Annotated in this window: 24 protein-coding genes; 11 read left to right on the forward strand and 13 right to left on the reverse strand. The window is 72.9% G+C overall.

The window, feature by feature from the left end; genetic code table 11:
• Positions 1-105: 105 nt before the first annotated feature.
• From E2C06_RS29205 to E2C06_RS29215, 3 genes are read right to left on the reverse strand one after another with little or no spacing between them, the layout of a single operon-like run.
• Entirely contained in the window at positions 106-993 is an 888-nt protein-coding gene (locus E2C06_RS29205; protein ID WP_133292108.1) for a prephenate/arogenate dehydrogenase family protein, read from the reverse strand.
• Positions 986-2,080 (reverse strand): histidinol-phosphate transaminase, encoded by a 1,095-nt coding sequence (gene hisC / locus E2C06_RS29210; RefSeq protein WP_133292109.1) that lies wholly within the window; start codon positions 2,078-2,080, stop codon positions 986-988. Before hisC ends, E2C06_RS29205 begins: the two co-directional genes overlap by 8 nt.
• On the reverse strand, positions 2,080-2,943 hold the full coding sequence (locus E2C06_RS29215) for a chorismate mutase (protein ID WP_133292110.1): 864 nt from the start codon (positions 2,941-2,943) through the stop codon (positions 2,080-2,082). The genes hisC and E2C06_RS29215 overlap by 1 nt, the downstream gene beginning before the upstream one ends.
• A 139-nt stretch (positions 2,944-3,082) precedes the next feature.
• Here E2C06_RS29215 and metX point away from each other — a divergent pair, with 139 nt between their 5' ends.
• From metX to metW, 3 genes are all read left to right on the forward strand, one after another.
• Positions 3,083-4,237: a homoserine O-acetyltransferase MetX gene (metX, locus tag E2C06_RS29220; protein ID WP_241671527.1), complete on the forward strand. Its 1,155-nt coding sequence runs from the start codon at positions 3,083-3,085 to the stop codon at positions 4,235-4,237.
• A 2-nt stretch (positions 4,238-4,239) separates the two neighbouring features.
• On the forward strand, positions 4,240-4,719 hold the full coding sequence (locus tag E2C06_RS29225) for an ankyrin repeat domain-containing protein (protein ID WP_133292112.1): 480 nt from the start codon (positions 4,240-4,242) through the stop codon (positions 4,717-4,719).
• 97 nt (positions 4,720-4,816) lie between these two features.
• Positions 4,817-5,416, forward strand: coding sequence for a methionine biosynthesis protein MetW (gene metW / locus E2C06_RS29230; protein WP_133292127.1), 600 nt, complete (start codon positions 4,817-4,819; stop codon positions 5,414-5,416).
• 106 nt (positions 5,417-5,522) lie between these two features.
• Here metW and E2C06_RS29235 read toward each other — a convergent pair whose 3' ends face one another.
• Together E2C06_RS29235 and E2C06_RS29240 are read right to left on the reverse strand one after the other, a co-directional pair.
• On the reverse strand, positions 5,523-5,750 hold the full coding sequence (locus tag E2C06_RS29235; protein ID WP_133292113.1) for a hypothetical protein: 228 nt from the start codon (positions 5,748-5,750) through the stop codon (positions 5,523-5,525).
• 198 nt (positions 5,751-5,948) lie between these two features.
• Positions 5,949-6,623, reverse strand: coding sequence for an SDR family NAD(P)-dependent oxidoreductase (locus tag E2C06_RS29240; RefSeq protein ID WP_133292114.1), 675 nt, complete (start codon positions 6,621-6,623; stop codon positions 5,949-5,951).
• A 103-nt stretch (positions 6,624-6,726) separates the two neighbouring features.
• Between E2C06_RS29240 and E2C06_RS29245 the strand changes: the two genes are divergently transcribed.
• The gene (locus E2C06_RS29245) at positions 6,727-6,966 is read left to right on the forward strand and encodes a hypothetical protein (protein ID WP_165982739.1); all 240 of its coding nucleotides are present in this window, start codon (positions 6,727-6,729) and stop codon (positions 6,964-6,966) included.
• 65 nt (positions 6,967-7,031) lie between these two features.
• Here the strand turns inward: E2C06_RS29245 and E2C06_RS29250 are convergent, their stop codons facing one another.
• Entirely contained in the window at positions 7,032-8,162 is a 1,131-nt protein-coding gene (locus E2C06_RS29250; protein WP_133292115.1) for a M20 family metallopeptidase, read from the reverse strand.
• Between the two features lie 88 nt (positions 8,163-8,250).
• Here E2C06_RS29250 and E2C06_RS29255 point away from each other — a divergent pair, with 88 nt between their 5' ends.
• The 5 genes from E2C06_RS29255 to lspA all read left to right on the forward strand — a co-directional run bounded on the left by E2C06_RS29255 (position 8,251) and on the right by lspA (position 14,307).
• Complete coding sequence (locus tag E2C06_RS29255; protein ID WP_133292116.1) at positions 8,251-8,703, forward strand: MaoC family dehydratase; 453 nt, start codon at positions 8,251-8,253, stop codon at positions 8,701-8,703.
• Complete coding sequence (locus E2C06_RS29260) at positions 8,700-9,626, forward strand: bifunctional riboflavin kinase/FAD synthetase (protein WP_133292117.1); 927 nt, start codon at positions 8,700-8,702, stop codon at positions 9,624-9,626. The genes E2C06_RS29255 and E2C06_RS29260 overlap by 4 nt, the downstream gene beginning before the upstream one ends.
• Positions 9,627-10,027: 401 nt before the next feature.
• Positions 10,028-10,639 (forward strand): hypothetical protein, encoded by a 612-nt coding sequence (locus tag E2C06_RS29265; RefSeq protein WP_133292118.1) that lies wholly within the window; start codon positions 10,028-10,030, stop codon positions 10,637-10,639.
• A gap of 333 nt (positions 10,640-10,972) precedes the next feature.
• Positions 10,973-13,789, forward strand: a complete 2,817-nt coding sequence (ileS, locus tag E2C06_RS29270) for an isoleucine--tRNA ligase (RefSeq protein WP_133292119.1) — start codon at positions 10,973-10,975, stop codon at positions 13,787-13,789.
• Between the two features lie 56 nt (positions 13,790-13,845).
• On the forward strand, positions 13,846-14,307 hold the full coding sequence (gene lspA / locus E2C06_RS29275; protein WP_133292128.1) for a signal peptidase II: 462 nt from the start codon (positions 13,846-13,848) through the stop codon (positions 14,305-14,307).
• A 69-nt stretch (positions 14,308-14,376) separates the two neighbouring features.
• Here lspA and E2C06_RS29280 read toward each other — a convergent pair whose 3' ends face one another.
• On the reverse strand, positions 14,377-16,569 hold the full coding sequence (locus E2C06_RS29280; RefSeq protein ID WP_133292120.1) for a xanthine dehydrogenase family protein molybdopterin-binding subunit: 2,193 nt from the start codon (positions 16,567-16,569) through the stop codon (positions 14,377-14,379).
• Between the two features lie 3 nt (positions 16,570-16,572).
• Positions 16,573-17,037 (reverse strand): (2Fe-2S)-binding protein, encoded by a 465-nt coding sequence (locus tag E2C06_RS29285; protein ID WP_133292121.1) that lies wholly within the window; start codon positions 17,035-17,037, stop codon positions 16,573-16,575.
• Between the two features lie 185 nt (positions 17,038-17,222).
• Here E2C06_RS29285 and E2C06_RS29290 point away from each other — a divergent pair, with 185 nt between their 5' ends.
• Positions 17,223-18,161, forward strand: coding sequence for an ABC transporter permease (locus E2C06_RS29290; RefSeq protein ID WP_133292122.1), 939 nt, complete (start codon positions 17,223-17,225; stop codon positions 18,159-18,161).
• Entirely contained in the window at positions 18,161-18,985 is an 825-nt protein-coding gene (locus E2C06_RS29295; RefSeq protein ID WP_241671528.1) for an ABC transporter permease, read from the forward strand. Before E2C06_RS29290 ends, E2C06_RS29295 begins: the two co-directional genes overlap by 1 nt.
• Positions 18,986-19,125: 140 nt before the next feature.
• Here E2C06_RS29295 and E2C06_RS29300 read toward each other — a convergent pair whose 3' ends face one another.
• The 5 genes from E2C06_RS29300 to rsfS form a co-directional block, all read right to left on the reverse strand.
• A complete protein-coding gene (locus tag E2C06_RS29300; protein ID WP_133292124.1) occupies positions 19,126-20,052 on the reverse strand; it encodes a manganese catalase family protein in 927 nt (308 codons plus the stop codon).
• Between the two features lie 155 nt (positions 20,053-20,207).
• Complete coding sequence (locus E2C06_RS29305; protein WP_133292125.1) at positions 20,208-20,957, reverse strand: DUF4410 domain-containing protein; 750 nt, start codon at positions 20,955-20,957, stop codon at positions 20,208-20,210.
• Positions 20,958-21,065: 108 nt separating this feature from the next.
• Complete coding sequence (locus E2C06_RS29310; protein ID WP_133292126.1) at positions 21,066-21,749, reverse strand: NnrU family protein; 684 nt, start codon at positions 21,747-21,749, stop codon at positions 21,066-21,068.
• Between the two features lie 78 nt (positions 21,750-21,827).
• Positions 21,828-22,295, reverse strand: a complete 468-nt coding sequence (locus E2C06_RS29315; protein ID WP_241671529.1) for a 23S rRNA (pseudouridine(1915)-N(3))-methyltransferase RlmH — start codon at positions 22,293-22,295, stop codon at positions 21,828-21,830.
• Between the two features lie 46 nt (positions 22,296-22,341).
• A partial coding sequence (gene rsfS, locus E2C06_RS29320) for a ribosome silencing factor (protein WP_338324248.1) occupies positions 22,342-22,979 on the reverse strand: 638 nt, incomplete at its 5' end.

Consider the following 22,979-nt stretch of genomic DNA (forward strand, 5'->3'; position numbering starts at 1 on the left):
CCCAAAGCCTTTCCGCTGGACCAAGTCCGCAGATGACATCCTCGCCGCCATCCAGCGCTTCTGCCTCCAAACACAGCAGATCGGAGGAATTACGGAATCAGGACACTAGGCCTGCTTCCGCTCGATCAGGCCCCGCCGGATCCGCCGCCCGCGCCGGATGCGGTCCTCGATGAAGTCCGCCTGGCCGTAGCGCACCGCGCGCGCCAGCGCGTGGCTGTCCTCGGTGAAGCGGGCCAGCATCTCCAGCAGCGCGTCGCGGTTGTTCAGGAAGATGTCGCGCCACATGTCGACGTCGCTGGAGGCGATGCGGGTGAAGTCGCGGAAGCCGGACGCCGCGAAGCGCAGCACCGCCTCGCGCGTCTCCTCCGCCAGGTCGTCCGCGGTGCCGCAGATGGTGAAGGCGATCAGGTGCGGCAGGTGCGACACGATCGCCACCACCTTGTCATGCGTCTCCGCATCCATCCGCTCGACCATCGAGCCGAGCCGACGCCAGAGCTCGGCGATCCGCTCGGCCGCGGCCGGGTCGCCGCCGGGCACGGGCGTGATGATGACGTAGCGGTTCTCGAAGAGCTCGGCGAAGCCGGCATCGGGGCCGCTGTGCTCGGTGCCCGCCATCGGGTGCGCCGGCACCAGCTGCACGCCGGCCGGCAGCAGCGGCTTCAGGTCGCGGATGACGCTGCCCTTGGTGGATCCCGCATCGCTCAGGATGCAGCCCGGCGCCAGGTGCGGCGCAATCCGCCGCATCACCCCGGCATAGGCGCCGACGGGCACGCAAAGGATGACGCAATCCGCGCCCTCCACCGCCCGGCCCGCGTCGGCCTCGACCAGGTCGGCGAAGCCGAGCTCGCGCACCCGCGCCAGCGTCTCCGGCCGGCGGGTATGCGCGACGATGGTGCGAGCGATGCCGCCCTTGGCCCTCGCCGCCCGCGCGACCGAGCTGCCGATCAGCCCGACGCCGATCAGGCAGAGCCGCTCGAACAGGAATTCAGCCATCCCGGCCGCGCAGGAAGGCGCCGAGCGCGTCGAGCACCATGCCGCATTCCTCGGCATTGCCGATGGTGATCCGCAGGCATTGCGGCAGGCTGTAGGCGCCCATGGCTCGGACGATCAGCCCGCGCACCTTCAGCGCCGCATCCGCATCCCTAGCACGCTCCGCGGTGCCGAAATCGGCCAGGATGAAATTGCCCTCGCTCGGGTGCACGGTGAGCCCCAGCGCGCGCAGCCCGTCGCTGACCTTGGTCCGCCATTCGTCGTTGTGGGCGACCGACTTCTCGACCCAGCCGGGCTCGGCCAGCGCCGCGATGCCGGCGACCATGGCCGGCGCGTTCACGTTGAACGGCCCGCGCACGCGGTTGAGGATGTCCGCGACGTGCGGCGGCGCGTAGCACCAGCCGAGCCGCACGCCGCCGAGCCCGAAGACCTTGCTGAAGGTCCGCGTCATCACCGTGTTGGTCCCGGCCTCGACCAGCGCCGTGCCCGGGTCGTAGTCCGGCCGGGTGACGTATTCGGCATAGGCCGAATCCAGCACCAGCAGCACGTCTTCGCGCAGCCCGGCGCGCAGCCGCTCGACCTCGGACGCCGGCAGGATCGACCCTGTCGGGTTGTTCGGGTTGGCCAGGAACATCAGCCGGGTGCGCGGCCCGACCGCGGCCAGCATGGCGTCCACGTCGGCGGTGAGGTTGCGCTCCGGCACCTTGATCACCTGGCAGCCGGCATAGCGCCCGGCGATGTCGTACATGACGAAGCCATGCGCGCTCATCACCAGCTCGGTCCCCTCCCCGCCATAGGACAGGATCAGCGCGCCGATCAGCTCGTCCGAGCCGTTGCCGCAGACGATCCGCGCCGGATCCAGCCCGAAGCGGGCGCCGATCGCCTCGCGCAGCGCCGTCGCGCCGCCATCGGGGTAGCGGTGCAGCTCGGTCGCCAGCTTGGCATAGGCGTCCTGCACCCCGGGCGGCACGCCGAAGGCGCCCTCGTTCGAGGACAGCTTCACGATCCGGTTGACGCCCGGGATCTTCGACTCGCCGCCGACATAGGGCTCGATCGAGAGGATGGAGGGGCGCGGCATAAGGGCAGGCATCAGCCTTGGTTTCCTCTCTCGGGCACCGCGTAGAAGCCCAGCGGCAGGGCGCGGTCGAAGGGCAGCGCGGCCAGGCGCGGATCGCCCTCGGCCACCACGCCGTCCACCTCCGCCAGGGCCCGCACCACCCCGCCGTCGCGGCGGATCAGCATGGTGCGGGGGGCAAGGCCGGCGGTGGCCAGCGCCGCCAGCAATTGGGGGCGGCCAAGGTCCTTGGCCAGTTCCAGCCGCAGCAACGACCGGTCGGCGCCGCTCGGGTCGGGCGCGCCGGGGGTGACGGCGAAGGCTTCCGGCAGCGTCTCGGCATGCGCCGCCCAGAAGGGCAGCCGCGCCACCACCTGCAGCCGCGGCGCGTCGAGCCCCATCCACCAGGCCTGCTCGGGCGGCTCGCCTTCCTCCGGCAGCGGCAGCACCGCCACCTGGGCCTCCCCCGACCCGACGGCGGCCAGCGCCTGGGCCGCGGTCGGCATGCTGCGCACCGGCGTCATGCTGCCGAAATGCTCCCGCGCCAGCCGCGGCTGGTCGGGGTCGCGGGCATAGACTGCGACGCTGAAACCGCCCTGCATGGCGCTGCTGGAGGCGAGGATCTCCCGCCAAAGCCGCACCATGGCGCCGGGCGGCAGGTCGCCGTGGTGGCGGTGCAGCAACCGGCGCAGGATCATCGCCTCCCGCCCCGGGCGCAGCGGGCTGGCGCCGCCCTTGACCCGGCTGGCGGCGAGCGAGGCCACCACCTCGGCCCGGCGCATCACCAGGTCATGCAGCTGGTCGTCGAGGCGATCGATCTCGCCCCGCAGCGCCGCGAGGGCGGCCTCGGCAGCGGGCGGCGAGGCGGGCGAAGGCGCGGTGTCGGCGGCTGAGGTCATGGTCCGAGGGTTCTTTCCGCCCTGCTTTAGACGCGGCCGGGCCGGCCGCCAAGTCGATCACGGCCCCGCGCGATTCTTGGGCGCGGTTCCGGCGGGGCGCGTTCTGCTCTATGCATGGCGCCCGAGGAACCCGCCCGCCATGTCAGCCCCCGTCGCCCCCTTCCCGCAGGTGGACCACCAGCGGGCCGTCTTCGAGGACGGCCTGGCGCTGGATTGCGGCACCGTGCTGGCCCGCCATGCCGTCGCCTACCGCACCTACGGCACCCTGAACGCGGCGCGGAGCAATGCCGTGCTGATCTGCCATGCGCTGACCGGCGACCAGTACGTGGCCGAGACGCATCCGCTGACCGGCAAGCCGGGCTGGTGGGACAGCGTCGTCGGCCCGGGCAAGCCGCTCGACACCGACCGCTACTTCCTGATCTGCGCCAATGTCCTCGGCGGCTGCATGGGCAGCACCGGCCCGCGCGAGGAGATGACCGATGCCGAGGGGCGGGGCATGGGCCGCCCCTGGGGGACGGATTTCCCCAACATCACCGTCCGCGACATGGTGCGGCAGCAGAAGATGCTGGTCGACCGGCTCGGCATTCGCCGCCTGCTGGCCGTCGTCGGCGGCTCGCTCGGCGGTATGCAGGCGCTGCAATGGGCGGCCTGCTACCCCGACGCGGTCTATGCCGCCGTGCCCATCGCCACCGCCGCCCAGCACAGCGCCCAGAACATCGCCTTCGACGAGGTCGGCCGCGCCGCCATCCATGCCGACCCCGACTGGCGCGGCGGCCGCTACTGGGAGGACGGCCGGGTGCCGGCCCAGGGCCTCTCGGTCGCCCGCATGGTGGCGCACATCACCTACCTGTCCGAGGAGGCGCTGCAGCGGAAATTCGGCCGCAAGCTGCGCGGGGCGCAGACCCTGACGCTGCTCGAGGACGTCTTCGAGGTGCAGAGCTACCTGCGCCACCAGGGCAGCACCTTTGTCCGCCGGTTCGACGCGAATTCCTACCTGACCATCACCCGGGCGACCGACTACCTCGACATCGCCGCCGAGCATGGCGGCGACCTGGCGAATGCCTACCGCGGCAGCGGCACGCGCTTCTTCGTGGCGTCCTTCAGCAGCGACTGGCTCTACCCGACCAGCGCGAGCCGCAGCATCGTCCGCGCGCTCAACGCCGCGGCGGCCAATGTCTCCTTCGTCGAGATCGCCTCCGACAAGGGCCACGATGCTTTCCTGCTGGAGGAGCCGGACTTCCACCGCGCGCTGGGCGGCTTCCTCGCCGGCTGCGCCGACCGCTTAGGGGTCTGAGGATGGAGGACGCCGCCTTCGACCTGGCGCGGGAGGGCGAGGCGGATGGCCTGAGCGCCCGGCTGGACGAGGGCCTGCCGCCCGATGCGCAGAATGCCCGCGGCGACAGCCTGCTGATGGTCGCCGCCTATGCCGGCCGGCAGGCGACGGCCCGGCTGCTGCTGGACCGCGGCGCCGATCCTGGCCTCGCCAATGCCAAGGGCCAGCTGCCGGTCGTCGGCGCAGCCTACCAGGGCGACGCGGCGATGGTGGCGCTGCTGCTGGACCACGGCGCGGCGCTGGACGGCGCCGGGGCGGACGGCCGGACCGCGCTGCTGACCGCCGCGCTGTTCGACCGGGCCGCGGTGGTGGAACTGCTGCTGGCCCGCGGCGCCGACCCGCGGAAGACCGATGCCAAGGGGATGACCCCGCTGCAGGCGGCCCGGGCCATGGGCGCGCGGGTGACGCCCGCCCTGCTCGAACAGGCACTCGGCCAGGCCTGACCAGAGCAGCGCCGGCCGCAGTCGATCACCCCCCCCCTTACCCCAGGCCCCCAGCATGCCCGACACCCACCACCCCGTCCGCTACGTCGCCAAGAACATGCGGCTCGACCTCCGCCTGATCGCGGAGATGGTGCCGCATGGCCAGACGGTGCTGGATATCGGCTGCGGCGACGGCGCGCTGCTGGCGCATCTGTCCGCGGAGAAGGGCGCCGATGCGCGGGGGATCGAGATCGACATGGCCCAGGCCACCCAGGCGGTGGCCGCGGGGCTCGCGGTGATCCAGGGCGATGCCGACCACGACCTGGCCTTCTACCCCGACGGCGCCTTCGACTACGTGATCCTGTCCCGCACCCTGCAGGCGGTGGAGCGGCCGCGGGAAGTGCTGCGGCAGATGCTGCGCATCGGCCGGCACGCCATCGTCTCCTTTCCCAATTTCGGCCATTGGCTGCTGCGCTGGCAGCTGGTCAGCACGGGGAAGATGCCGGTGACCGAGACCTGGCACCGCGAATGGTACGAAACGCCGAACATCCATCCCTGCACGATCAAGGACTTCTTCGACCTCTGCGCGCTGGAGAACTACGTGATCGAGCGCTGGCTGGCAGTGGACGAGCAGGGGCTGAGAGCGCCATGGCGGCGGTCCCCGCGGCTGGCCAACCTGTTCGGCGAGCAGGCGCTGTTCCTGCTGCGGCGGGGATAGGGTGCGGGTCGCCGGCAGGACGCGATGCGGCCGGCGCTTCGCGGTCACCTCCGCAGGCGGACCGCCGTCGCAGCAGGGCGGAGCCCCGGTGGCTCCGGGGTGCGCGTCAGTGCAGCCGGGTGCCGCGAGGCCGGCGGATCGCCCGCGGCTCGGCCTCCACCTCCCGCGGCGGCGGGGTATCGGGCATCAGCGAGGCCGCCAGCGCCGCATGCCGCGCCGCATCGGTCGCGCCCATGCGCAGGCATTCGGCCTCGACATAGGATAGCATCAGCCGCAGGGCCGACTGGTCGGTGGTTTCGGGTTCTGCTTCGGTCGACGGCTGCGCAGCGCGCATAGAGCGGCTCCGGTAATTGTGATCGTCGCTGACACACATACAAGTGAGTCGGTAACGCAGCAAGGCAGAACTCGTTTCAGGGCACGTCCCTGTGGTCAAATCTGCCCTGCTTTCCCAAGAGTTTCACCCGAGACCCATTAATAAAGTAATGAGTTTCTACCCGAGATTGCTCAGGCGGGGATGGCACCCTGGCCGTTCTCAGAACTTCTCCACCCAGGGCCGCAGCTCGATCTCCCAGCTCCAGGCGCTGCGTGGCTGGCGGATCAGGTGCAGGTAGGTCTCGGCGATCGCATCCGGGTCGAGCAGCGTATCCCCGCCCTGCTGCGGCTCCGGCCGCCGGGCGCTGCGGATGCCGCCGTCGACGACGACATGCGCCACATGCACGCCCTTCGGGTGCAGTTCCCGCGCCGCCGACTGCGCCAGGCCGCGCAGGGCGAACTTGCCCATGGCGAAGGGCGCGCTCAGCGGATAGCCCTTCACCCCGGCGCTCGCCCCGGTCAGCAGGATGGTGCCGGAGCCCCGGGGCAGCATCCGCCGCGCCGCCTCCCGCACCGCCAGGAAGCCGCCGAAGGCGCAGACCTGCAGGCTGCGCTGCACCTCCGCCGGGTCCAGCTCGGCGATCGGGCCGCGGGTGCGGTAGCTCGGGTTGTAGACCACCACCTCGGCCTCCCCCGTCGCGGCGAAGAGCGCGGCGACCTGCCCGGCCTCCGCCGCGTCGCAGGCATGGGTGGTGGCGCCGCACTCGGCCGCGAGGGCCGCGAGCTTGGCAGGGTTCCGCGCGGCGAGCGCCACGCCGTAGCCCTCCCGCGCCAGCAGCCGCGCGAGCGAGGCCGAAAGGCCATCTCCCGCGCCGATGATCAGGGCCTGTGGCATGCGTCACCTCCGGCCCGAGGCTAGACCCGTTCGCGCCGGGCCCGGAAGGCGGCGCAACGGTGCCGATGCGCTATGCTGCCGGCGCAACCGCCGGACACCCGCCATGCCGCTGTCAGTCGACCCCGAGAACCGCCGCGTCACCGACGACCTCTACGCCGCCGGCCGCGCCGCCTTCCAGGCCGGCGCCTCGGTCATGGAGAACCCGCTGCCGGGCAGCGGCAATTACGGCCGCGCCTGGTTCGCCGGCTGGCTGGACGGGCTGGCCGACCGGCTCGACGGTGGCGACCGCGCCACCCGCGCCTACCCGCTGCTGCTGGCCGACGACCGCGCCAATTTCTTCTGAACGGGCCGATGACCGGAGCGCCGCAGGCGCAGGCCTGAACCGGCCCGCCCGGTGCCGCCGGCCGCTCAGTCGATCGTCTCCAGCAGCTCGCAGAGCACGGCGCAGCGCGGCACCAGGTCGGCCCAGCGGATGTGCTCCTCCGGCGCATGCGCCCCGGCGCCGGTGCAGCCGAGGCCGTCGAGCGTGGGGATACCCATGGCGGCGGTGAAGTTGCCGTCCGAGCCGCCGCCGCGGTGCTGCTTCGGCAGGTCGTAGCCGATCCGCCCGGCGATCGCCCGCGCCGCCTCGAACAGCGCCAGGCCCTCGGCCGTCTCCTCGAGCGGCGGGCGGTTCAGCCCGCCTTCCAGGGTGATGCGGATGCCGTCCTCCTCGACGCCGAGCGCCCGGATCGCGGCGATGACGCGCTCCGCCTCGGCGAGCGAAGGCGCCCGGAAGTCGATCCGGCAGCCGGCCTCGGGCGGGATCACGTTGGGCCGCGTGCCGCCCCAGATGGGCGCGACGTTGGTGGTGACGCCGCGGCCGAGGTCGGTCAGGTCATGCACCGCCAGGATGGCGCGGGACAGCGCCACCACCGCGCTCCGCCCCTCCGACCAATTGCCGCCGGCATGGGCGCTGCGGCCCTCGATCGTCAGGGTGAAGCCGCCGGTGCCCTTGCGGCCGGTGACGCAGGCGCCCTGCGGGCCGCCGGCGGGCTCGGGGATGAGCACCGCACGCGCCCCGCGCGCCGCGGCCTCGATCGGCGCGCGGGAGGTCGGGCTGCCGACCTCCTCGTCCGGGGTCAGCAGCAGGGTGATGGGACGGCGCGTCCTGGTCCCCTGGCGCAGGATCTCACGCACCGAGTGGAAGGCGAAGAAGCTGCCGGCCTTCATGTCGTAGATGCCGGGGCCATGGGCGCGCTCGCCCTCGACCCGGAAGGGCATGGACTTCGCCAGCGTCCCATGGTCCCAGACCGTGTCGAGGTGCCCGGCGACGACCACCGGCGCGCCTTCCCCCGGCGTCCGCGCGACCAGCGTGTCGCCGAAGCCCCGGCTGCCCGGCAGCCGCTCGATCGCCGCGCCCACCGCCCGCAGCCCGGCCTCGGCCTGGTCCATCAGCCCGTTCACCGCGGCCCCGTCCGGCGTCGGGGTCTCGTGCTCCACCCATTGGCGGAGCTCGGCGAGCAGGCGGTCGGAGGAGCCGATCTCGGTCGCGGGCATGCTGGGGATCCTTCCTGCGGTGCGGCGCCATCCTTGTCGCTTCCCGGGGCGGGGGCTAGACCGGCGGGCGCATCAGTCAGGGTTCCGCATGTCCGACGGCCTGTGTTTCGAGGATCTCTCGGTCGGCCTCACCGCCAGCTTCGGCAAGACGATCACCGAGGCCGACATCGTGCTCTTCGCCGCCGTCACCGGCGACACCAACCCGATGCACCTGAACGCCGACTACGCGAAGTCCACGGTCTTCGGCGAGCGCATCGCCCATGGCATGCTGGCGGCCGGGCTGATCACCAAGGTGCTCGGCACCCAGCTGCCCGGGCCGGGGACGATCTACATGTCGCAGAGCCTGAAGTTCCGCGCCCCCGTCCGCATCGGGGAGACGGTGACCGCGACGGTCGAGGTGCTGGCGCTGCACCCGGAGAAGCACCGCGCCACCCTGCGGACGGTCTGCGCGGTGCGCGGCAAGCCGGTGCTCGAGGGCGAGGCGCTGGTCTCGGTGCCCAGCCGGGCGGCGCGCCAGGCCCAGCGGCAGGCGGCGGAATGACGCCTGCCATCCTCACCGATTGGCGCGACGTACCCGCCGCGCTGCGCGGCGCCAGCATCGCGCTCGGCAACATGGACGGCGTGCATCGCGGGCATCTCGCGGTGCTGGCCGCGGCGCATGCGGCGCGGCCCGGCGCCAAGCTCGCGGCCCTGACCTTCGAGCCGCATCCGCGCGAGCATTTCCGCCCGGAGGACCCGCCCTTCCGGCTGACCCTGCTGCCCGCCAAGGCGGCGGCGCTGGGCGCGGCCGGCGCCGCGGTGGTCTACGCGCTGCGCTTCGACGCCGCGCTCGCCGCCATGCCGGCCGAGGCCTTCTTCGACCAGGTGCTGCGCCAGGGGCTCGGCGCCGTGCACCTGTCCTGCGGCCAGGACTTCGCCTTCGGCCACCGCCGCGGCGGCGACGCCTCCACCATCGCCCGCCTCGCCGAGGCGGCGGGGATCGGCACCACCATCGTCCCCCCGCTGGTCGATGCGCAGGGGCCGATCTCCTCGACCCGGATCCGCCGGGCGCTGCAGGACGGCTATCCCGAACGCGCCACGGCCATGCTCGGCCGGCCCTGGGAGATCCGCGGCGAGGTGGTGCACGGCGACAAGCTCGGCCGGGTGCTGGGCTGGCCGACCGCCAACATGTGGCTCGGCCGGTACCTGGAGCCGGCGCGCGGCGTCTATGCCGTGACCGTGGCGATGCCGGACGGCACGGAAGCCAAGGGGGTCGCCAATGTCGGCCGCCGCCCGACCCTCGGCGGCGACCCGGAGACGCGGCTGGAAACCTTCGTCTTCGACTGGTCGGGCGACCTCTATGGCCGGGAGATCGGCGTGCGGCTGGTGAAATTCCTCCGGCCCGACGCGAAGTTCGATGGGCTGGAGGCGCTGAAGCTCGCCATCGCCCGGGATGCCGAGGACGCGCGGGCGGCGCTGGGGTGAAGCCCGCGGGGCTCCGCCCCCGAACTCCCGCCGTGAGGGAACTGCCCTCCCGGGCATCCCGCCCAGGGGCCGAGGCCCCTGGGAAACCGGGGACTTTAGGAATTCGGGATTTGATCGGCACCCTTCGCCGGGTTTCGGATAAAGCCCGAGGGAGCGCATGGGATCGGAGCGGGCCTTGCGCACCGCGCGGGCAAGCGGGGCATGTGCCAGGACGAATTCGGCTGTCAAAGAGCAAGGTATTTTTTCCTATCACGGGACGCCGGCCAGGTCCAGCCAAACCGGCCGGAGGTGCGGCAGCACACGGCGCGACCTTCACGCGGGTGTGAGCCATGCAGCAGGAGCCGACCCCGCGGCTTCTCCCTCCGTGGCTGTATCCATTACGGCTGCATGGGGATCCCGCCATGCGCTTCGTGCCCTGCCTTGCCCTGCTGCTCGGGTTGCTGCTCCCCCGCCCCGCCGCGGCGGAGGACCCGGTCTGGCGCGAGGCGCTCTGGCTCCAGCCGCCCGGCGCGGATGCGCCCTTCCCGGTGCTGCTGGCCCTGCCGCTCGGCTGGCAGCCGGGCGACGCCGCCGTGGTCCTGCTCCCCGACCCCGAGGCGCCCGTGCCGTTGCGGTACCGCGCCATTCAGGCCCTGCTGGCAGCGGAGGCGCTGGTGGTCGAGCTCGACACGCTGGCCGCCGGGGCCGAGATCCCGGGCGTGCCGCCCTACCCGCCGCTCTCCCCGGCCGCCCAGCCGGCGGCGCTGCGGGATGCGCTGCTCCGGCTGCGGACGGAAATCGGGGCCGGCCTGCTGGTGGTGCTCGGCTTCGGCCAGGCCGGACCGGTGGCGCTGGAGGTGGCGGCGGAGCCCGGGGTGGCGGCGGCGATCGCGCTCGGCGACCAGCCGCGCTACCTCGCCGGCGCCCCGCCGCCGCCTGCCGAGCACTGGCCACTGCGCGCCGGGCTGCTCTGCGCCGCCCTGGCCGGGGCCGGCGCGACGCCGGGCGACTGCCGCGCCGGGCTGCTGCCCTGAGCCACCCCGCCGGGGAATCCCGGACGCCACCCCGCCGGGGAATCCCGGACGCCACCCCGCCGGGGAATCCCGGACGCCACCCCGCCGGGGAATCCCGGACGCCACCCCGCCGGGGAACCCCGGACAACACTCCGACCGCGGCGCCCGTCCCGGCGCTTGACCCGGCCCCGGTCCGCTCCGCATAACCCCGCCATGCAGCGCTGGACGCATCGCCGCGGCCCCGGCCGAATTGCCGGCCTGATTATCGGCCCGGTCCTCGCCTGAGGGCCGGGACCCCGACCGCGCGCTTTCCCCGCTCCGCCGCCGCGCCAGGGCGCGGCCAGGAACCAGACCATGACCGAGACCCCCGCCGAAGCTCCCGCCCGCGACTACCGCGGCACCGTCTTCCTGCCCGACACCCCCTTCCCCATGCGCGGCGACCTGCCGAAGCGCGAGCCGCAATGGCTCGAGCGCTGGGAAAGGCTCGGCCTGCGCGCCCGGCTGCGGGCGCAGTCGAAGGGCCGCGAAACCTTCGTGCTGCATGACGGCCCCCCTTATGCAAACGGCCCGCTGCATATCGGCCACGCGCTGAACAAGATCCTGAAGGACGTGATCAACCGCGCCGCCCAGATGTCGGGCAAGGACGCGGACTACGTGCCGGGCTGGGACTGCCACGGCCTGCCGATCGAGTGGAAGATCGAGGAGGAGTACCGCGACCCCAAGGGCAAGTACCAGGGCGGCCGCCGAAAGGACGACGTCCCGGTGCTGGAGTTCCGCGCGGAGTGCCGCGCCTATGCGGCGCATTGGCTCGGCGTGCAGCGCGACGAATTCAAGCGGCTCGGCGTGCTCGGCGACTGGGAGCACCGCTACGCCACGATGGACCTGCCGAGCGAGGCGGCGATCGTGCGGGAGATCGGCAAGTTCCTGATGAACGGCTCGCTCTATCGCGGCCTGCGGCCGGTGATGTGGAGCCCGGTCGAGAAGACCGCGCTGGCCGAGGCCGAGATCGAGTACCACGACCATGTCTCGCCCACCCTCTGGGCGCGCTTCCGCGTGCTGAGCGCCGGCGCCGCGGACCTGGCCGGCGCCTCCGTGGTGATCTGGACGACGACGCCCTGGACCATCCCGGCCAACCGCGCCGTCGCCTATGGGCCGGAGATCGACTACGCGCTGGTGCATGTCGAGGGCGTCGGGGAGGGCTCCTATCTCGTCCCCGGCGAGATGCTGCTGGTCGCCCTGCCGCTGCTGCCGCAATTCGAGCGGGATGCGAAGCTCGGCGCGCATACCGTGAAGCGCGTGCTGAAGGGCGAGGAGCTTGCCGGCGCGGTCACGGCGCATCCGCTGCGCGGCGCCGGCTACGACTTCGACGCGCCCCTGCTGCCCGGCGATTTCGTGACCACAGAGGCCGGCACCGGCTTCGTCCACATCGCGCCGAGCCATGGCGAGGACGACTTCAACCTCGGCCGCCAATTCGGCCTGCCGGTGCCGGAGACGGTGGCCGACGACGGCACCTTCACCCGCTGGGCGCCGGGCTTCGAGGGGCTGCACGTCTTCAAGGCGCATGACGCCATCTACGCCGCCTGCGAGCGGGCCGGCACGCTGGTGGCGAAGGCCAGGCTGACGCACAGCTACCCGCATAGCTGGCGGTCGAAGAAGCCGGTGATCTTCCGCGCCACGCCGCAGTGGTTCATCGCCATGGACGACGCCAACCGGATCCGCGCCAAGGCGCTGGAAGCGCTGGACGCGACGCATTTCGTCCCCGACATGGGGCGCAACCGCATCGGCGGCATGGTCGCGACCCGGCCGGACTGGTGCATCAGCCGGCAGCGCGCCTGGGGCGTGCCGATCGCCGTCTTCGTCGACAAGTCCACGGGCGAGCCGCTGCGCGACCCCGCGGTGATGGAGCGCATCATCGAGGCCTTCCGGGTGGAAGGGGCGGATGCCTGGTACCAGCCGGGCGCGGCGCAGCGCTTCCTCGGCAATGACCGCGACCCCGCGGGCTACGAGCAGGTGATGGACATCCTCGATGTCTGGTTCGAGTCCGGCAGCACGCATGCCTTCGTCCTGCCCGACCACGGCCTGCCCTTCCCGGCCGACCTCTACCTCGAGGGCTCCGACCAGCATCGCGGCTGGTTCCAGTCCTCGCTGCTGGAATCGGTCGGCAGCCAGGGCGTCGCGCCCTTCAAGGCGATCCTGACGCATGGCTTCGTGCTCGACGAGCAGGGCCGCAAGATGTCGAAGTCGCTGGGCAATACCACGGCGCCGCAGGACGTGCTGAAGCAGTACGGCGCCGACATCCTGCGGCTCTGGGTGATGAACTCCGACACCGCCGAGGACCTGCGGATCGGGCCGGAGATCCTGAAGCAGCAGGCCGAGCTCTACCGCCGCATCCGCAACTCGCTGCGCTGGCTGCTGGGGAATCTCGCCGGCTTCGAGGAGAGCGAGACGGTCCCCTATGCGGAGCTGCCGGAGCTGGAGCGCTGGGTGCTGCACCGCCTCGGCGAGATCGACGCCCGCGTCCGCAAGGCGGCCGAGGACTACGACTGGGCCGGGGTGGTGCCGGAGATCCACAATTTCTGCGCCACCGACCTCTCGGCCTTCTACTTCGACATCCGCAAGGACGCGCTCTACTGCGACGCGCCGGACAGCCACCGCCGGCGCAGCGCGCGCACGGTGCTGGACGTGCTGCACCGCTGCCTCTGCGCCTGGCTGGCGCCGGTGCTGGTCTTCACCGCGGAGGAAGCCTGGCTGGCCCGCTTCCCGGACGAGCAGGGCAGCATCCACCTGACCGACTTCCCCTTCGTGCCGGAGGGGTGGCGGGATGCGGCGCTGGCGGCGAAATGGGCGCGGGTGCGGGAGATCCGCGGCGTCGTCACCGGCGTGCTGGAAGGCGCGCGGCGGGACGGGCTGATCGGCGCCTCGCTGCAGGCGGCGCCGCGCCTGGCGCTGCCGGCCGCGGATGCCGGGCTGCTGGACGCCGAGGGCTGGGCCGAGGTCTGCATCACCAGCACCGTCACGCTGGAGACGGCGGAGGAGACCGCCGCGGCGGTCGCCGAGGCCGCCCCCGGCGCCAAGTGCGACCGTTGCTGGCGCGTGCTGGAAGAGGTCGGCGAATCGAAGCGGCACCCGACCCTCTGCCGCCGCTGCGACGCGGTGGTGGAACGCCGGTGAGCGCCGCGGCCGCCGCCCTGCTGCCGGCCCGCGCCGGGCTCCGCCCCGGCCTCGGCATGGCGCTGCTGCTGCTGGTCGCCGACCAGGCGAGCAAGTGGTGGGTGCTGCACGGGCTCGACCTGCCGGCGCTGCGCAATCTCGCGCTGGTCCAGGCCGGCCCCTTCGGCCTCGACCTGACGATGGTCTGGAACCGCGGCGTCACCTTCGGCCTGCTCTCGGGCGAGGGGCCGCTGAACCATGTCCTCCTGGCGCTGCTGGCCGCCGGCATCGCCGGCTTCCTGCTGCGCTGGCTGGTGCGGGCCGAGACCCGGATGGTGGCGCTGGCGCTCGGCGCGGTGATCGGCGGCGCGGTCGGCAACGTCATCGACCGGCTGCGCTTCGGCGCAGTGGTGGATTTCATCCGCGCGCATGCCTGGGGCTGGGACTGGTACGTCTTCAACATCGCCGATGCCGGCATCGTCTGCGGCGTCCTCGCCCTGCTGGCGGACGCGGTGCTGCGGAAGCCGGCCCAGCCCTGACCGGACGGGGGGTCTCGAAGGGGGGCTTCGCCCCCTTCGCGGGGCCCGGGGCAGCGCCCCGGCCTCCCCTCAGGCCATCGCGGCCTTAACCCGCTCCGCCGTATAGGGCAGCGCCCGCACCCGCTTGCCGAGCGCCCGCGCCAGGGCATTCGCCACGGCCGCCCCGGCCGGGCCCTGGCTCGCCTCCCCGGCGCCGAGCGGCTTCTCGTCCGGCCGGTTCAGCACCGCGGTCCGCAGCTTCGGCACCTCAGCGAAGCCGAGGATCGGGTACCGGCTCCAGTCCTTCGCCAGGATGCCCTTAACGTCGAAGGGCAGGTCCTCCTTCACCGTCCAGCTCACGGCCTGGATGATGCCGCCCTCGATCTGGTTGAGCAGCCCGTCGGGCGTGATGACCTGCCCGGCATCGACCGCCGACCAGACCCGCGGCACCCGCACGGCGCCGCTGTCGCGGTCCAGCGCCACCTCGGCGATGCAGCAGACATAGGCCGAGAGGTTCTTGTACCTGGCGAAGCCGATCCCGCGCGGCAACTCGCCTTGGTCCTCGGCGGCGAGCTTCACCGCCGCCTCGATCACCGCCCGCGCCCTTGCGTCCTTCAGGTGCGCCAGGCGGAAGGCCACCGGGTCGGCGCCGGCCGCCGCGGCGAGTTCGTCCATGAAGGACTCGACCGCGAAGACATTGCCATAGGCGCCGAGCGTCCGCAGCGCCGAGGTCCGCAGCGGCGCCTCGGGGATCAGGTGGAAGACTACTTTCTGATTGGGGAAGTCATAGAGCGGCACCGCGTTGCGGTCGCCCGAGCCCGCGGGCTGCGGCAGCGCGCGCGGGTAGACCGGCGGATGCGGCTCGGCCAGGTGCCAGCTCGCCAGCAGGTTCGAGCCCTCCTTCGGGTTCAGCGGCCGGTTGTTGTGGTGGTTGCTCCAGACCTCATGCGTCCACTCCACGATGCGGCCCTCGGCCGAGAGGCCGGCCGAGAGCGCCATCTCCATGGCGGGGTTGTAGGGTTCCCATTGGAACTCGTCGTCCCGCATCCATTGCAGCTTCACCGGCCGGCCGGGCACGGCGCGGGCCAGCAGCGCCGCGTCCAGCGCCGCGTCGTCGGCGCCGTTGTGGCCGTAGCAGCCGGCATTCTGCGCATGGCTGACGACGACTGCGGCGGGGGAAAGCTTCAGCACCCGCACCAGGTCGCGCTGCAGCGGGAAGACGCCCTGGCTGTGCGACCAGACATGCACGCTGCTGCCATCGGCCGCGTAATGCGCGACCGCGGCGGAGGGCCCGATCGAGGCATGCGCGATGTAGCGCTTGGTGAAGCTGGCGCTCAGCCGGCGCGCCACCGCCGGCGCGTCGCCGCGCTTCTCGGAGGCGATCGTGTCGTCGGTCTTCCGCGCCCGCAGGTCCTCATGCAGCCGCGCCGGGTCGGGCAGCGCCGCCGGCACCTCCCAGCGCGCCGCGGCCTGCAGCGCCAGCCGCGCCTTCACCGCCTGTTCCTCGCGCTCGGCGACGAGGCCGAGAAAGCGCCCGTCCCGCACCACCGCGACCACGCCGGGCATCGCCCGCACCGCGTCGAGATCGACCGAGACCAGCTTCGCCCCGTAGCTCGGCGGCCGGGCGACGCGGCCGAACAGCATGCCGGGCAGGCGCATGTCCTGCACGTAGATGGCCCCGCCGGTGACCTTGGCCGGGATGTCGAGCCGCGGCAGGCTGGTGCCGACGATCCGGTGCTGGCCGGGCGGCTTCGGCGCGACGCTCGCCGTCGCCTCGCGCCGCAGGCTGTTCGCCTGCGCCACCGCCCAGTAGGTCGTGCCCGCGCCGCCCGGCGCCGCGATCGCCCCGTCGCTGACCGTCAGCGACGCGGCCGGCACGCCGAGCTTCCCGGCGGCCAAGTCCAGCAGGATCGCCCGCGCCTCGGCCGCGGCGTAGCGCAGCGCGGTGCCGCCGTATTCCATCGACTGGCTGCCGGCGGTGAACCCCTCGTCCGGCGTCAGCGCGGTGTCGCCGGAGACCATGCGGATGCGGGCCGGCGCCACGTCCAGCTCCTCCGCCGCCATCTGCAGCAGGGCGGTGACGGCGCCCTGGCCGATCTCCACCTTGCCGGTGAAGACGGTGACGGTGCCGTCGGCGCTGATGCGCAGCCAGGCATCGAGGCGGCGATTGGTCTGCAGGCTGCCCGGCAGCGCCGTCTGCGCCCCCGCGGGCGACAGGCTGAAGAACAGCGTCAGCCCGGCGGCCGCGGCGCCGAGGCCGCGGCGGGTCAGGGTCGTGGCCATGCCTCAGCCCTCCTTCACGGCGCGCTGCACGGCGGCGACGATGCGGTTGTGGGTGCCGCAGCGGCAGAGATGCGCCGACAGCGCCTCGCGGATCTCGGGGTCGGTCGGCTCGGCATTGCGGTCGAGCAGCGCCTTGGCCTCCATGATCATGCCGCCGATGCAGTAGCCGCATTGCGCCGCCTGCTCGGCGATGAAGGCCCGCTGCAGCTTGTGCAGGTTGTCCGGCGTGCCGAGGCCTTCCAGCGTGGTGACCGGCCGGCCCACCACCGCCTGCAGCTCCGTCACGCAGGAGGGCACCGGCTGGCCCTCGACCAGCACCGTGCAGGCGCCGCACTGGCCGAGGCCGCAGCCGAATTTGGCACCGTTCAATTCCAGGTCGTTGCGCAGGATGTACAGCAGGGGGGTATCGGGCTCGGCGGTGACGGTCGCCTCGCGGCCATTGACCTGCAGCGTGATGGGGGCCGGCATGGGGCGCCTCCTCTTGTTTGGGCGGGCCGATCTGGACCGGCGCGCCTGCCGGCGCTCTGGCCATCGGACCGCTTGCGTCTGGCGTGCCGATCCGGATCGGCACGCCCTGGTTCGTCATCCTCTGCCGGCGAGGCTAGCGCGCCCCGGGTTCGGCGCCGACCAGAAATCGCGCTAGGATCGTCGCGATGCTCCGCCTCGTCCTCGGCCGCCTGGTGCAGATCGCGGTCACCCTCGTCCTGGTCTCGGCCGCGACCTGGCTCGCGATGGGCCTGATGCCGGGCGACCCGATCGACCTCGCGCTGATGTCGGACCCGCAGCTCACCGCCGCCGATGCGGCGCGGCTGCGGGCGCTGCACGGGCTCGACCAGCCGCTGCGCGCCCGCTACCTCGCCTGGGCGGCCGCCGTGCTGCGGGGGGAGTTCGGCCATTCCCGCCTGTTTGCCGTGCCGGCGGCGCAGGTGCTCTGGCCGGCGCTCGGCTCGACGCTCGTCCTGCTCGGCTGGTCGCTGCTGCTGGCCGCCGGCCTCGGCGTGCTGCTCGGCGCCTGGGGCGCGGTGCGGCGGGGGGCGGCGCTGGCGGTCGATGGCATCGCCATCCTGGCGCAATCGACGCCGACCTTCTGGCTCGGCATCCTGCTGGTGATCCTCTTCGCGGTGCAGCTCGGCTGGCTGCCGGCCGGCGGCACGGCCGAGGCCGCGGGAGCGGTGGAGGCGGCACGTTTCCTGCTGCTGCCCGTCGCCACGCTGGCGATCGTCAACCTCGCCGCCTATGCGCGGCATTCCATGGCGGCCCTGCAGGCGGAACTCGGCGCCGACTACATCCGCACCGCCCGCATGAAGGGGTTGTCGGAACGCGCCGTGCTCTGGCGCCACGCCTTCCCGAATGCGGCAATCCCGGTGGTCACGGTGCTGGCGCTCGATGCCGGCGGGCTGGTCTCGGGCGCGCTGGTGACGGAGACGATCTTCGCCCGCCCCGGGATGGGCAAGCTGATCTACGACGCCATCATGGGCAACGACTACAACCTTGCCCTGCTGGCCCTGCTGCTGGCGGCGCTGGTGACCATGCTGGCGACGCTCGCCGCCGACATCGCGCAGCGGCTGATCGACCCGAGGCTGTCGCGCTGATGCGGCTCCGGCTCGGGCTGGCCGTGCTCGGCGCGCTGCTGCTCGGCGCCGTCGCGGCACCCTGGGTGCAGGCCTGGCTGGGGCACGACCCCTTCACGCCGGACCTGTTCAACCGCTTCGCGGCGCCCTCGGCCGACCACCCGCTCGGCACCGACGACCTCGGCCGCGACATCCTGCTGCGGCTGCTCTTCGGCGCCCGCGTCTCGCTGGCCGTGGCCTTCGCCGTGGCGCTGGGCGCGACCGGGCTCGGCACCGCGATCGGCCTGCTCGCGGCCTGGGCCGGCGGCTGGACGGAGGCGGTGCTGATGCGCCTGGCGGACGGGCTGTTGGCGCTGCCCGCGCTGCCGCTGCTGGTGGTGCTGGCCGCGGTCGATACCGGCCGCCTCGGCCTGCCGCGGGGCGAGGCGCTGTCGGACATCATCCGCATCGCCGCGATCCTGGTGGCCTTCGGCTGGGTCGGCGTCGCGCGCCTGGCCCGCGCCGCGGCGCTGACGCAACTCTCGCTCGACTACGTCGCCGCCGCCCGCGTCGCCGGCGCCTCCGAGGCGCGGGTGCTGTTCCGCCACGTGCTGCCGAACATCGCCGGGCCGATCGCGGTCGCCACCGCGCTCTCGGTCGCCGGCGCGATCCTGGCCGAGAGCACGCTCTCCTTCCTGGGCCTGGGCATCCAGCCGCCCGCGCCGTCCTGGGGCAACATGCTGTCCACTGCGCAGGAGATGGTTTTCTCCGCCCCGCTGGCGGCGGTCTGGCCGGGCCTCGCTATCCTGCTGGCGGTCGCTGGCTGCACGCTGGTGGCGGATGGGGTGCGGCAGAGGGTGGGGTGAAGGAAGCAAGGCCAGGGAGGAAGTATCCTCCCTGGCCTCTCCTCTGTGTCCGTGGATCTCGCACCTGCCGCGCGGCGGGTGCCGGACCCACAAAAAGAAAGGGAGGGGTTTGGGGAGGGAACATTTTTCCCTCCCCGATCTCACCGCATCTTCTTCGTCAGCTTGGCGGCGATCTCGTACATCTCCTCCGGCGCATAGTCCGGCGTGAAGACGTTGGGCTGGCCGACGAGGTCGTGGATCTTGCCGCCGTCCGGCATGCCCTCCACCACTTCCAGCGGGCCCGGCGGATCGCCCGGCAGCGCCATCTCGCCGCCGCCCCAGACCGCGGCGATGTCCTGGTAGTCGCTCGGGCTGAAGGTATAGAGCCGGCGGTGCGAGCCCTCGTCCAGGTACTTCTGGCATTCCGGGATATTGCCGAGCGGGATGTTCGGGGTCGGCAGCATCTTCTCGATCTCGACGCCGGTCAGGTGCTTCAGCGCCAGCGCATAGGCATGCGCATGGACGGATCCGCGCACCAGCAGGTAGCCGCAGACCTCGCGCCCCGTCGGGTCGGACAGCGTCTCATAAACCCGCAGCTTGTGCAGCCGGGCACCGCATTCCAGGTGGAAGTTGTGCAGCAGGTCGAAGATCACGTTGCCGGTCGTGGTCACCATGTCGACGTTCCACGACATGGAATTGCTGTTCACCGGCAGAGCCCCGCCGGCGCCCGAGGCGAAGCTGGCGAAGGAACGGATGTCCTTCATCGCTTCCATCGGTGCGCCGCTGATGTCGCCGCCGGCCTTGCTGTCGTCGGCCTTGGCATCCGGGCCGTTGTTCAGCATGGCGATGCCGTTGCTCACCAGCTCGACATGGCCGAGCTCCTCGGCGGTGATGCAGGCGACCAGGCTGTAGAAGGCGCTCAGCTTCGACTTGCTGCGGAAGTTGAAGCTCTGGAACAGGTAGTTGCCGAGGGTCGACATCTCGCCGTACTTGCCGCCGAGCAGTTCCTGCAGCGCGGCGGCGGCGTTGGGGTCTTGCCGCTTCGGCGCAGGCAGCTCGGTCTGCAGCTTGTTGACGCGCAGGAACATGAGGGAGCTCTCCGGGGGGAGATGACCCAACGGGCCTGCGACGCATCGGGTTGCCTGTTCATGACGCAACTTCGCCGCGCCGCACCGCCGGCGCAGGCGCTCGCGCATCGCCTCACCGCCGCCGGACGATCCTCTGGGAACGCCTTCCTCGGCCCTCAGCCGCCCGCCGCGACCCAGCCCTGCGCCACGCAGAACCGCTTCACCCTGGCGCCGAGCGCGGTGCCGATGCGCTTCGCCTCGTCGGTATCGTCGGCCCGGCTGCCCTCGATCGCGCCATGCGCCCCGCCGCCGAGGGCGGCCGAGGTCGCCAGCCGCCGCGCGGCCGCGCCGGCGCCGAGCGAGGCGGCCATGCCCGGCGCCCTTCCGCTGTCGGTGGTGCCGTCGAAGGCCTCGATCCGCCGCGGCGCCGCCCCGGGCTCGATCCAGTACAGCGCGGCCTCCGCCTCCATCCGCGCCTCGCCGCGGCCGAAGCCGATCAGCGTCCGCTGCGTGCGGTTGCCCTCGTCCACCGCCAGCAGCCGGCCCTCGACCACCAGGCTGCGGCCGGGCATCGGCGCGGCGCCGGGCGGGATGCGCTCGACCGGCAGGTCGGGGCTGGCGCGCAGCGCCTGCACCAGCGCCTCCGCCAGGGCGGAAGCGGCAGCGCGGGCCGCGGCCAGCCGCTGCTCGTCAGAGCTGGCGGCGGAGAAGCCCTGCTCCACCCGGCCGCGGATCCCCTGGTCGAGCCGCACCTCGGCCGGGGAGACGGCGAAGTCGCGCACCAGGATGCGGCTCGGCATCGGCAGGCGCGGGCCGGCATAGGCCTGTTCCTCGACCACCTTGGCCTGGTTGCAGCCAGCGACGGGCAGGACGAGCAGCGCGGCGCGCAGCATGGATCGGCGGCCACATGCCTTGGTCGGGGCCATCCGGCGTTTCCTCCGTCCGCGGGGCGCGGCACGGATCGGACCGTATCGGTTCGCCGTGGCGGCGGCAGCGGTGCGGGGCCGATGCCACGGGCTTGTGACCGAAGCGGCTCAGCCGCCCATCAGCACCGGCGCGACGCCGAAGAGGCTGCGGTGGAAATGCAGCAGCGCCGCCCAGGCGACCAGCCCGACCACCGGCGGGATCCAGCCGATCTCGGCCAGCACCAGCCGGTTGCGCCCGGCGGCGATGGCGCCGAAAGGCAGGATCGAGGTGGTGGCGGCCAGCCGCAGCCAGGCGCCCGGCACCCGCGCCGCCAGCTTGGCGTCGATCGAGGGCATTCCCGCCAGCGCCGTCACCAGGAAGGCGCCGAAGAAGACGATCGCGGCGCTGTCGCCATTGCCCACCAGGTGGACGAAGGCCCAGAGCGCGAAGGCCCAGAGCATCGGATGGCGGGTGACGCGCTGGATGCCGCGCGGCTCGGCGCCCAGTTCGCGATCGCCGCCGATGGCGGTGGGGTTGGGCTTGGTGACGGCGGCGACGAACAGGATGAAGGCCGGCAGCATCAGCAGCACGAGGATCCAGCGCAGCCAGTCCGGCGCAGTCCAGAGCGGCGTCGTCTCCGCCGCGCCCCAGGCGCGCACCAGCAGGGCGATGGTGAGGAAGGAGAGGCCGGAGAAGACGCCGCGATAGGCGCCCTCGCCGATCCGCCCGGCGATCGCGCCGCGCAGGCCGCTGCCGGAGATGCCGACATGCACGAAGATCCAGAGCAGCGCCGCGAGCAGCAGCCAAGCCATATGGGGATTCCCGGTGACATAGGGGGGCGAAGTGTCGGCCGGCGGGGGCGATGCTGTCCACCGCCGGGGCGGCGCGTCTCAGCCCGGCCGCCAGGCCCGGTGGTAGGGATGGTTGGCGCGGATCGCCTGCACCCGGTACCACTGCTCCGCCAGCAGGCCGCGCACCAGGAAATGCGGCCAGGTCAGCGGGCCGAGCGACAGCTTGTGATCCGCCCGGGCCAGCACCGTCGGGTCCAGCCCCTCCGCCCCGCCGATGGCGAAGGCCAGCGGCCGCGCGGTTGCCTCCCAGCGCTCGGCGAGCGCCGCCAGCGCCTCGCTGGTCGGCGCCTGGCCGCCGAGGTCCATGGCGACCAGCAGCGCGCCCTCCGGCAGGGCGGCCAGCAGCGCGGCGCCCTCGCGCCGGCGCACCTCGGCGGCGCTGCCGCGCGCCTCGGGCAGCTCGGTCACCACCAGGGGCGGGCGCAGCCGGGCATTGTAGTGCTCGAAGAGCGCCGCCTCCGGCCCCGGCTTCAGCCGGCCGATCGCCAGCAGGCGGGGCGGCTTCACGCCGCCCCCCCGGCCGGGACTCCGCGGGACAGGGCCCCGGACAGGCTCAGCCCTCGGACGGACCTTCGGGCGCCGGGCTCTGCGGGCCCCACATCCGCTCCAGCCCGTAGGTGACGCGCATCTCCGGCCGGAACAGGTGGATCAGCAGGTCGCCGGCATCGATCAGCACCCAGTCCGGGGAGGCCTCGATCTTGTTGCGCCGGATCTTCATCCCGGCCTTTTCCAGCGCGTCCTCGACATGCGTCGCCATGGCCTGGAGCTGCCGCTCCACCTGGCCGGTGGCAAGGATCATCCGGTCGGTGACGTCGGACCGGCCGGTGACGTCGAGCACGACGATGTCCTCGGCCTTGTCGTCCTCCAGGCTGGCGCGCACGGCGGCGACCAGCTCCTCAAGACGGTCGGGCGCGAGCTTCACCTTGCCGCGCGGACGCTTCGGCGCGGCCTCCGGGCCGGCCGCGACCTGGCGCTTGGCGGTGGTCGCCGGCTCGGGCTTGGCCTTCGCCGGCGGCTTCGGCCGGGCCGTCGGGGTCGCCCGGACCTGGACCGGACCGGCGGGCTTGGCTCCCGTGGTCCTCGCGCGGGGCAGCGGCTTCTGCGCCGCGGCGCGCGGCCGCGCCGGCACCCCGGCCGAGGCGCGGGTCGGCTTCGGTCGGGCGCTCGCCGGCTTGCCCGCAGGCTTGGCCG

Origin of the sequence: Dankookia rubra, assembly GCF_004355005.1 — a bacterium.
GTDB classification, from domain to species: domain Bacteria; phylum Pseudomonadota; class Alphaproteobacteria; order Acetobacterales; family Acetobacteraceae; genus Paracraurococcus; species Paracraurococcus ruber_A.

What these genes read in the sequence shown, in the direction of transcription:
- E2C06_RS29205 (WP_133292108.1), bottom strand. Translation starts at nt 993, where the DNA reads ATGGCTGAATTCCTGTTCGAGCGGCTCTGCCTGATCGGCGTCGGGCTG.
- hisC (WP_133292109.1), bottom strand. Translation starts at nt 2,080, where the DNA reads ATGCCTGCCCTTATGCCGCGCCCCTCCATCCTCTCGATCGAGCCCTAT.
- E2C06_RS29215 (WP_133292110.1), bottom strand. Translation starts at nt 2,943, where the DNA reads ATGACCTCAGCCGCCGACACCGCGCCTTCGCCCGCCTCGCCGCCCGCT.
- metX (WP_241671527.1), top strand. Translation starts at nt 3,083, where the DNA reads ATGTCAGCCCCCGTCGCCCCCTTCCCGCAGGTGGACCACCAGCGGGCC.
- E2C06_RS29225 (WP_133292112.1), top strand. Translation starts at nt 4,240, where the DNA reads ATGGAGGACGCCGCCTTCGACCTGGCGCGGGAGGGCGAGGCGGATGGC.
- metW (WP_133292127.1), top strand. Translation starts at nt 4,817, where the DNA reads ATGCGGCTCGACCTCCGCCTGATCGCGGAGATGGTGCCGCATGGCCAG.
- E2C06_RS29235 (WP_133292113.1), bottom strand. Translation starts at nt 5,750, where the DNA reads ATGCGCGCTGCGCAGCCGTCGACCGAAGCAGAACCCGAAACCACCGAC.
- E2C06_RS29240 (WP_133292114.1), bottom strand. Translation starts at nt 6,623, where the DNA reads ATGCCACAGGCCCTGATCATCGGCGCGGGAGATGGCCTTTCGGCCTCG.
- E2C06_RS29245 (WP_165982739.1), top strand. Translation starts at nt 6,727, where the DNA reads ATGCCGCTGTCAGTCGACCCCGAGAACCGCCGCGTCACCGACGACCTC.
- E2C06_RS29250 (WP_133292115.1), bottom strand. Translation starts at nt 8,162, where the DNA reads ATGCCCGCGACCGAGATCGGCTCCTCCGACCGCCTGCTCGCCGAGCTC.
- E2C06_RS29255 (WP_133292116.1), top strand. Translation starts at nt 8,251, where the DNA reads ATGTCCGACGGCCTGTGTTTCGAGGATCTCTCGGTCGGCCTCACCGCC.
- E2C06_RS29260 (WP_133292117.1), top strand. Translation starts at nt 8,700, where the DNA reads ATGACGCCTGCCATCCTCACCGATTGGCGCGACGTACCCGCCGCGCTG.
- E2C06_RS29265 (WP_133292118.1), top strand. Translation starts at nt 10,028, where the DNA reads ATGCGCTTCGTGCCCTGCCTTGCCCTGCTGCTCGGGTTGCTGCTCCCC.
- ileS (WP_133292119.1), top strand. Translation starts at nt 10,973, where the DNA reads ATGACCGAGACCCCCGCCGAAGCTCCCGCCCGCGACTACCGCGGCACC.
- lspA (WP_133292128.1), top strand. Translation starts at nt 13,846, where the DNA reads ATGGCGCTGCTGCTGCTGGTCGCCGACCAGGCGAGCAAGTGGTGGGTG.
- E2C06_RS29280 (WP_133292120.1), bottom strand. Translation starts at nt 16,569, where the DNA reads ATGGCCACGACCCTGACCCGCCGCGGCCTCGGCGCCGCGGCCGCCGGG.
- E2C06_RS29285 (WP_133292121.1), bottom strand. Translation starts at nt 17,037, where the DNA reads ATGCCGGCCCCCATCACGCTGCAGGTCAATGGCCGCGAGGCGACCGTC.
- E2C06_RS29290 (WP_133292122.1), top strand. Translation starts at nt 17,223, where the DNA reads ATGCTCCGCCTCGTCCTCGGCCGCCTGGTGCAGATCGCGGTCACCCTC.
- E2C06_RS29295 (WP_241671528.1), top strand. Translation starts at nt 18,161, where the DNA reads ATGCGGCTCCGGCTCGGGCTGGCCGTGCTCGGCGCGCTGCTGCTCGGC.
- E2C06_RS29300 (WP_133292124.1), bottom strand. Translation starts at nt 20,052, where the DNA reads ATGTTCCTGCGCGTCAACAAGCTGCAGACCGAGCTGCCTGCGCCGAAG.
- E2C06_RS29305 (WP_133292125.1), bottom strand. Translation starts at nt 20,957, where the DNA reads ATGGCCCCGACCAAGGCATGTGGCCGCCGATCCATGCTGCGCGCCGCG.
- E2C06_RS29310 (WP_133292126.1), bottom strand. Translation starts at nt 21,749, where the DNA reads ATGGCTTGGCTGCTGCTCGCGGCGCTGCTCTGGATCTTCGTGCATGTC.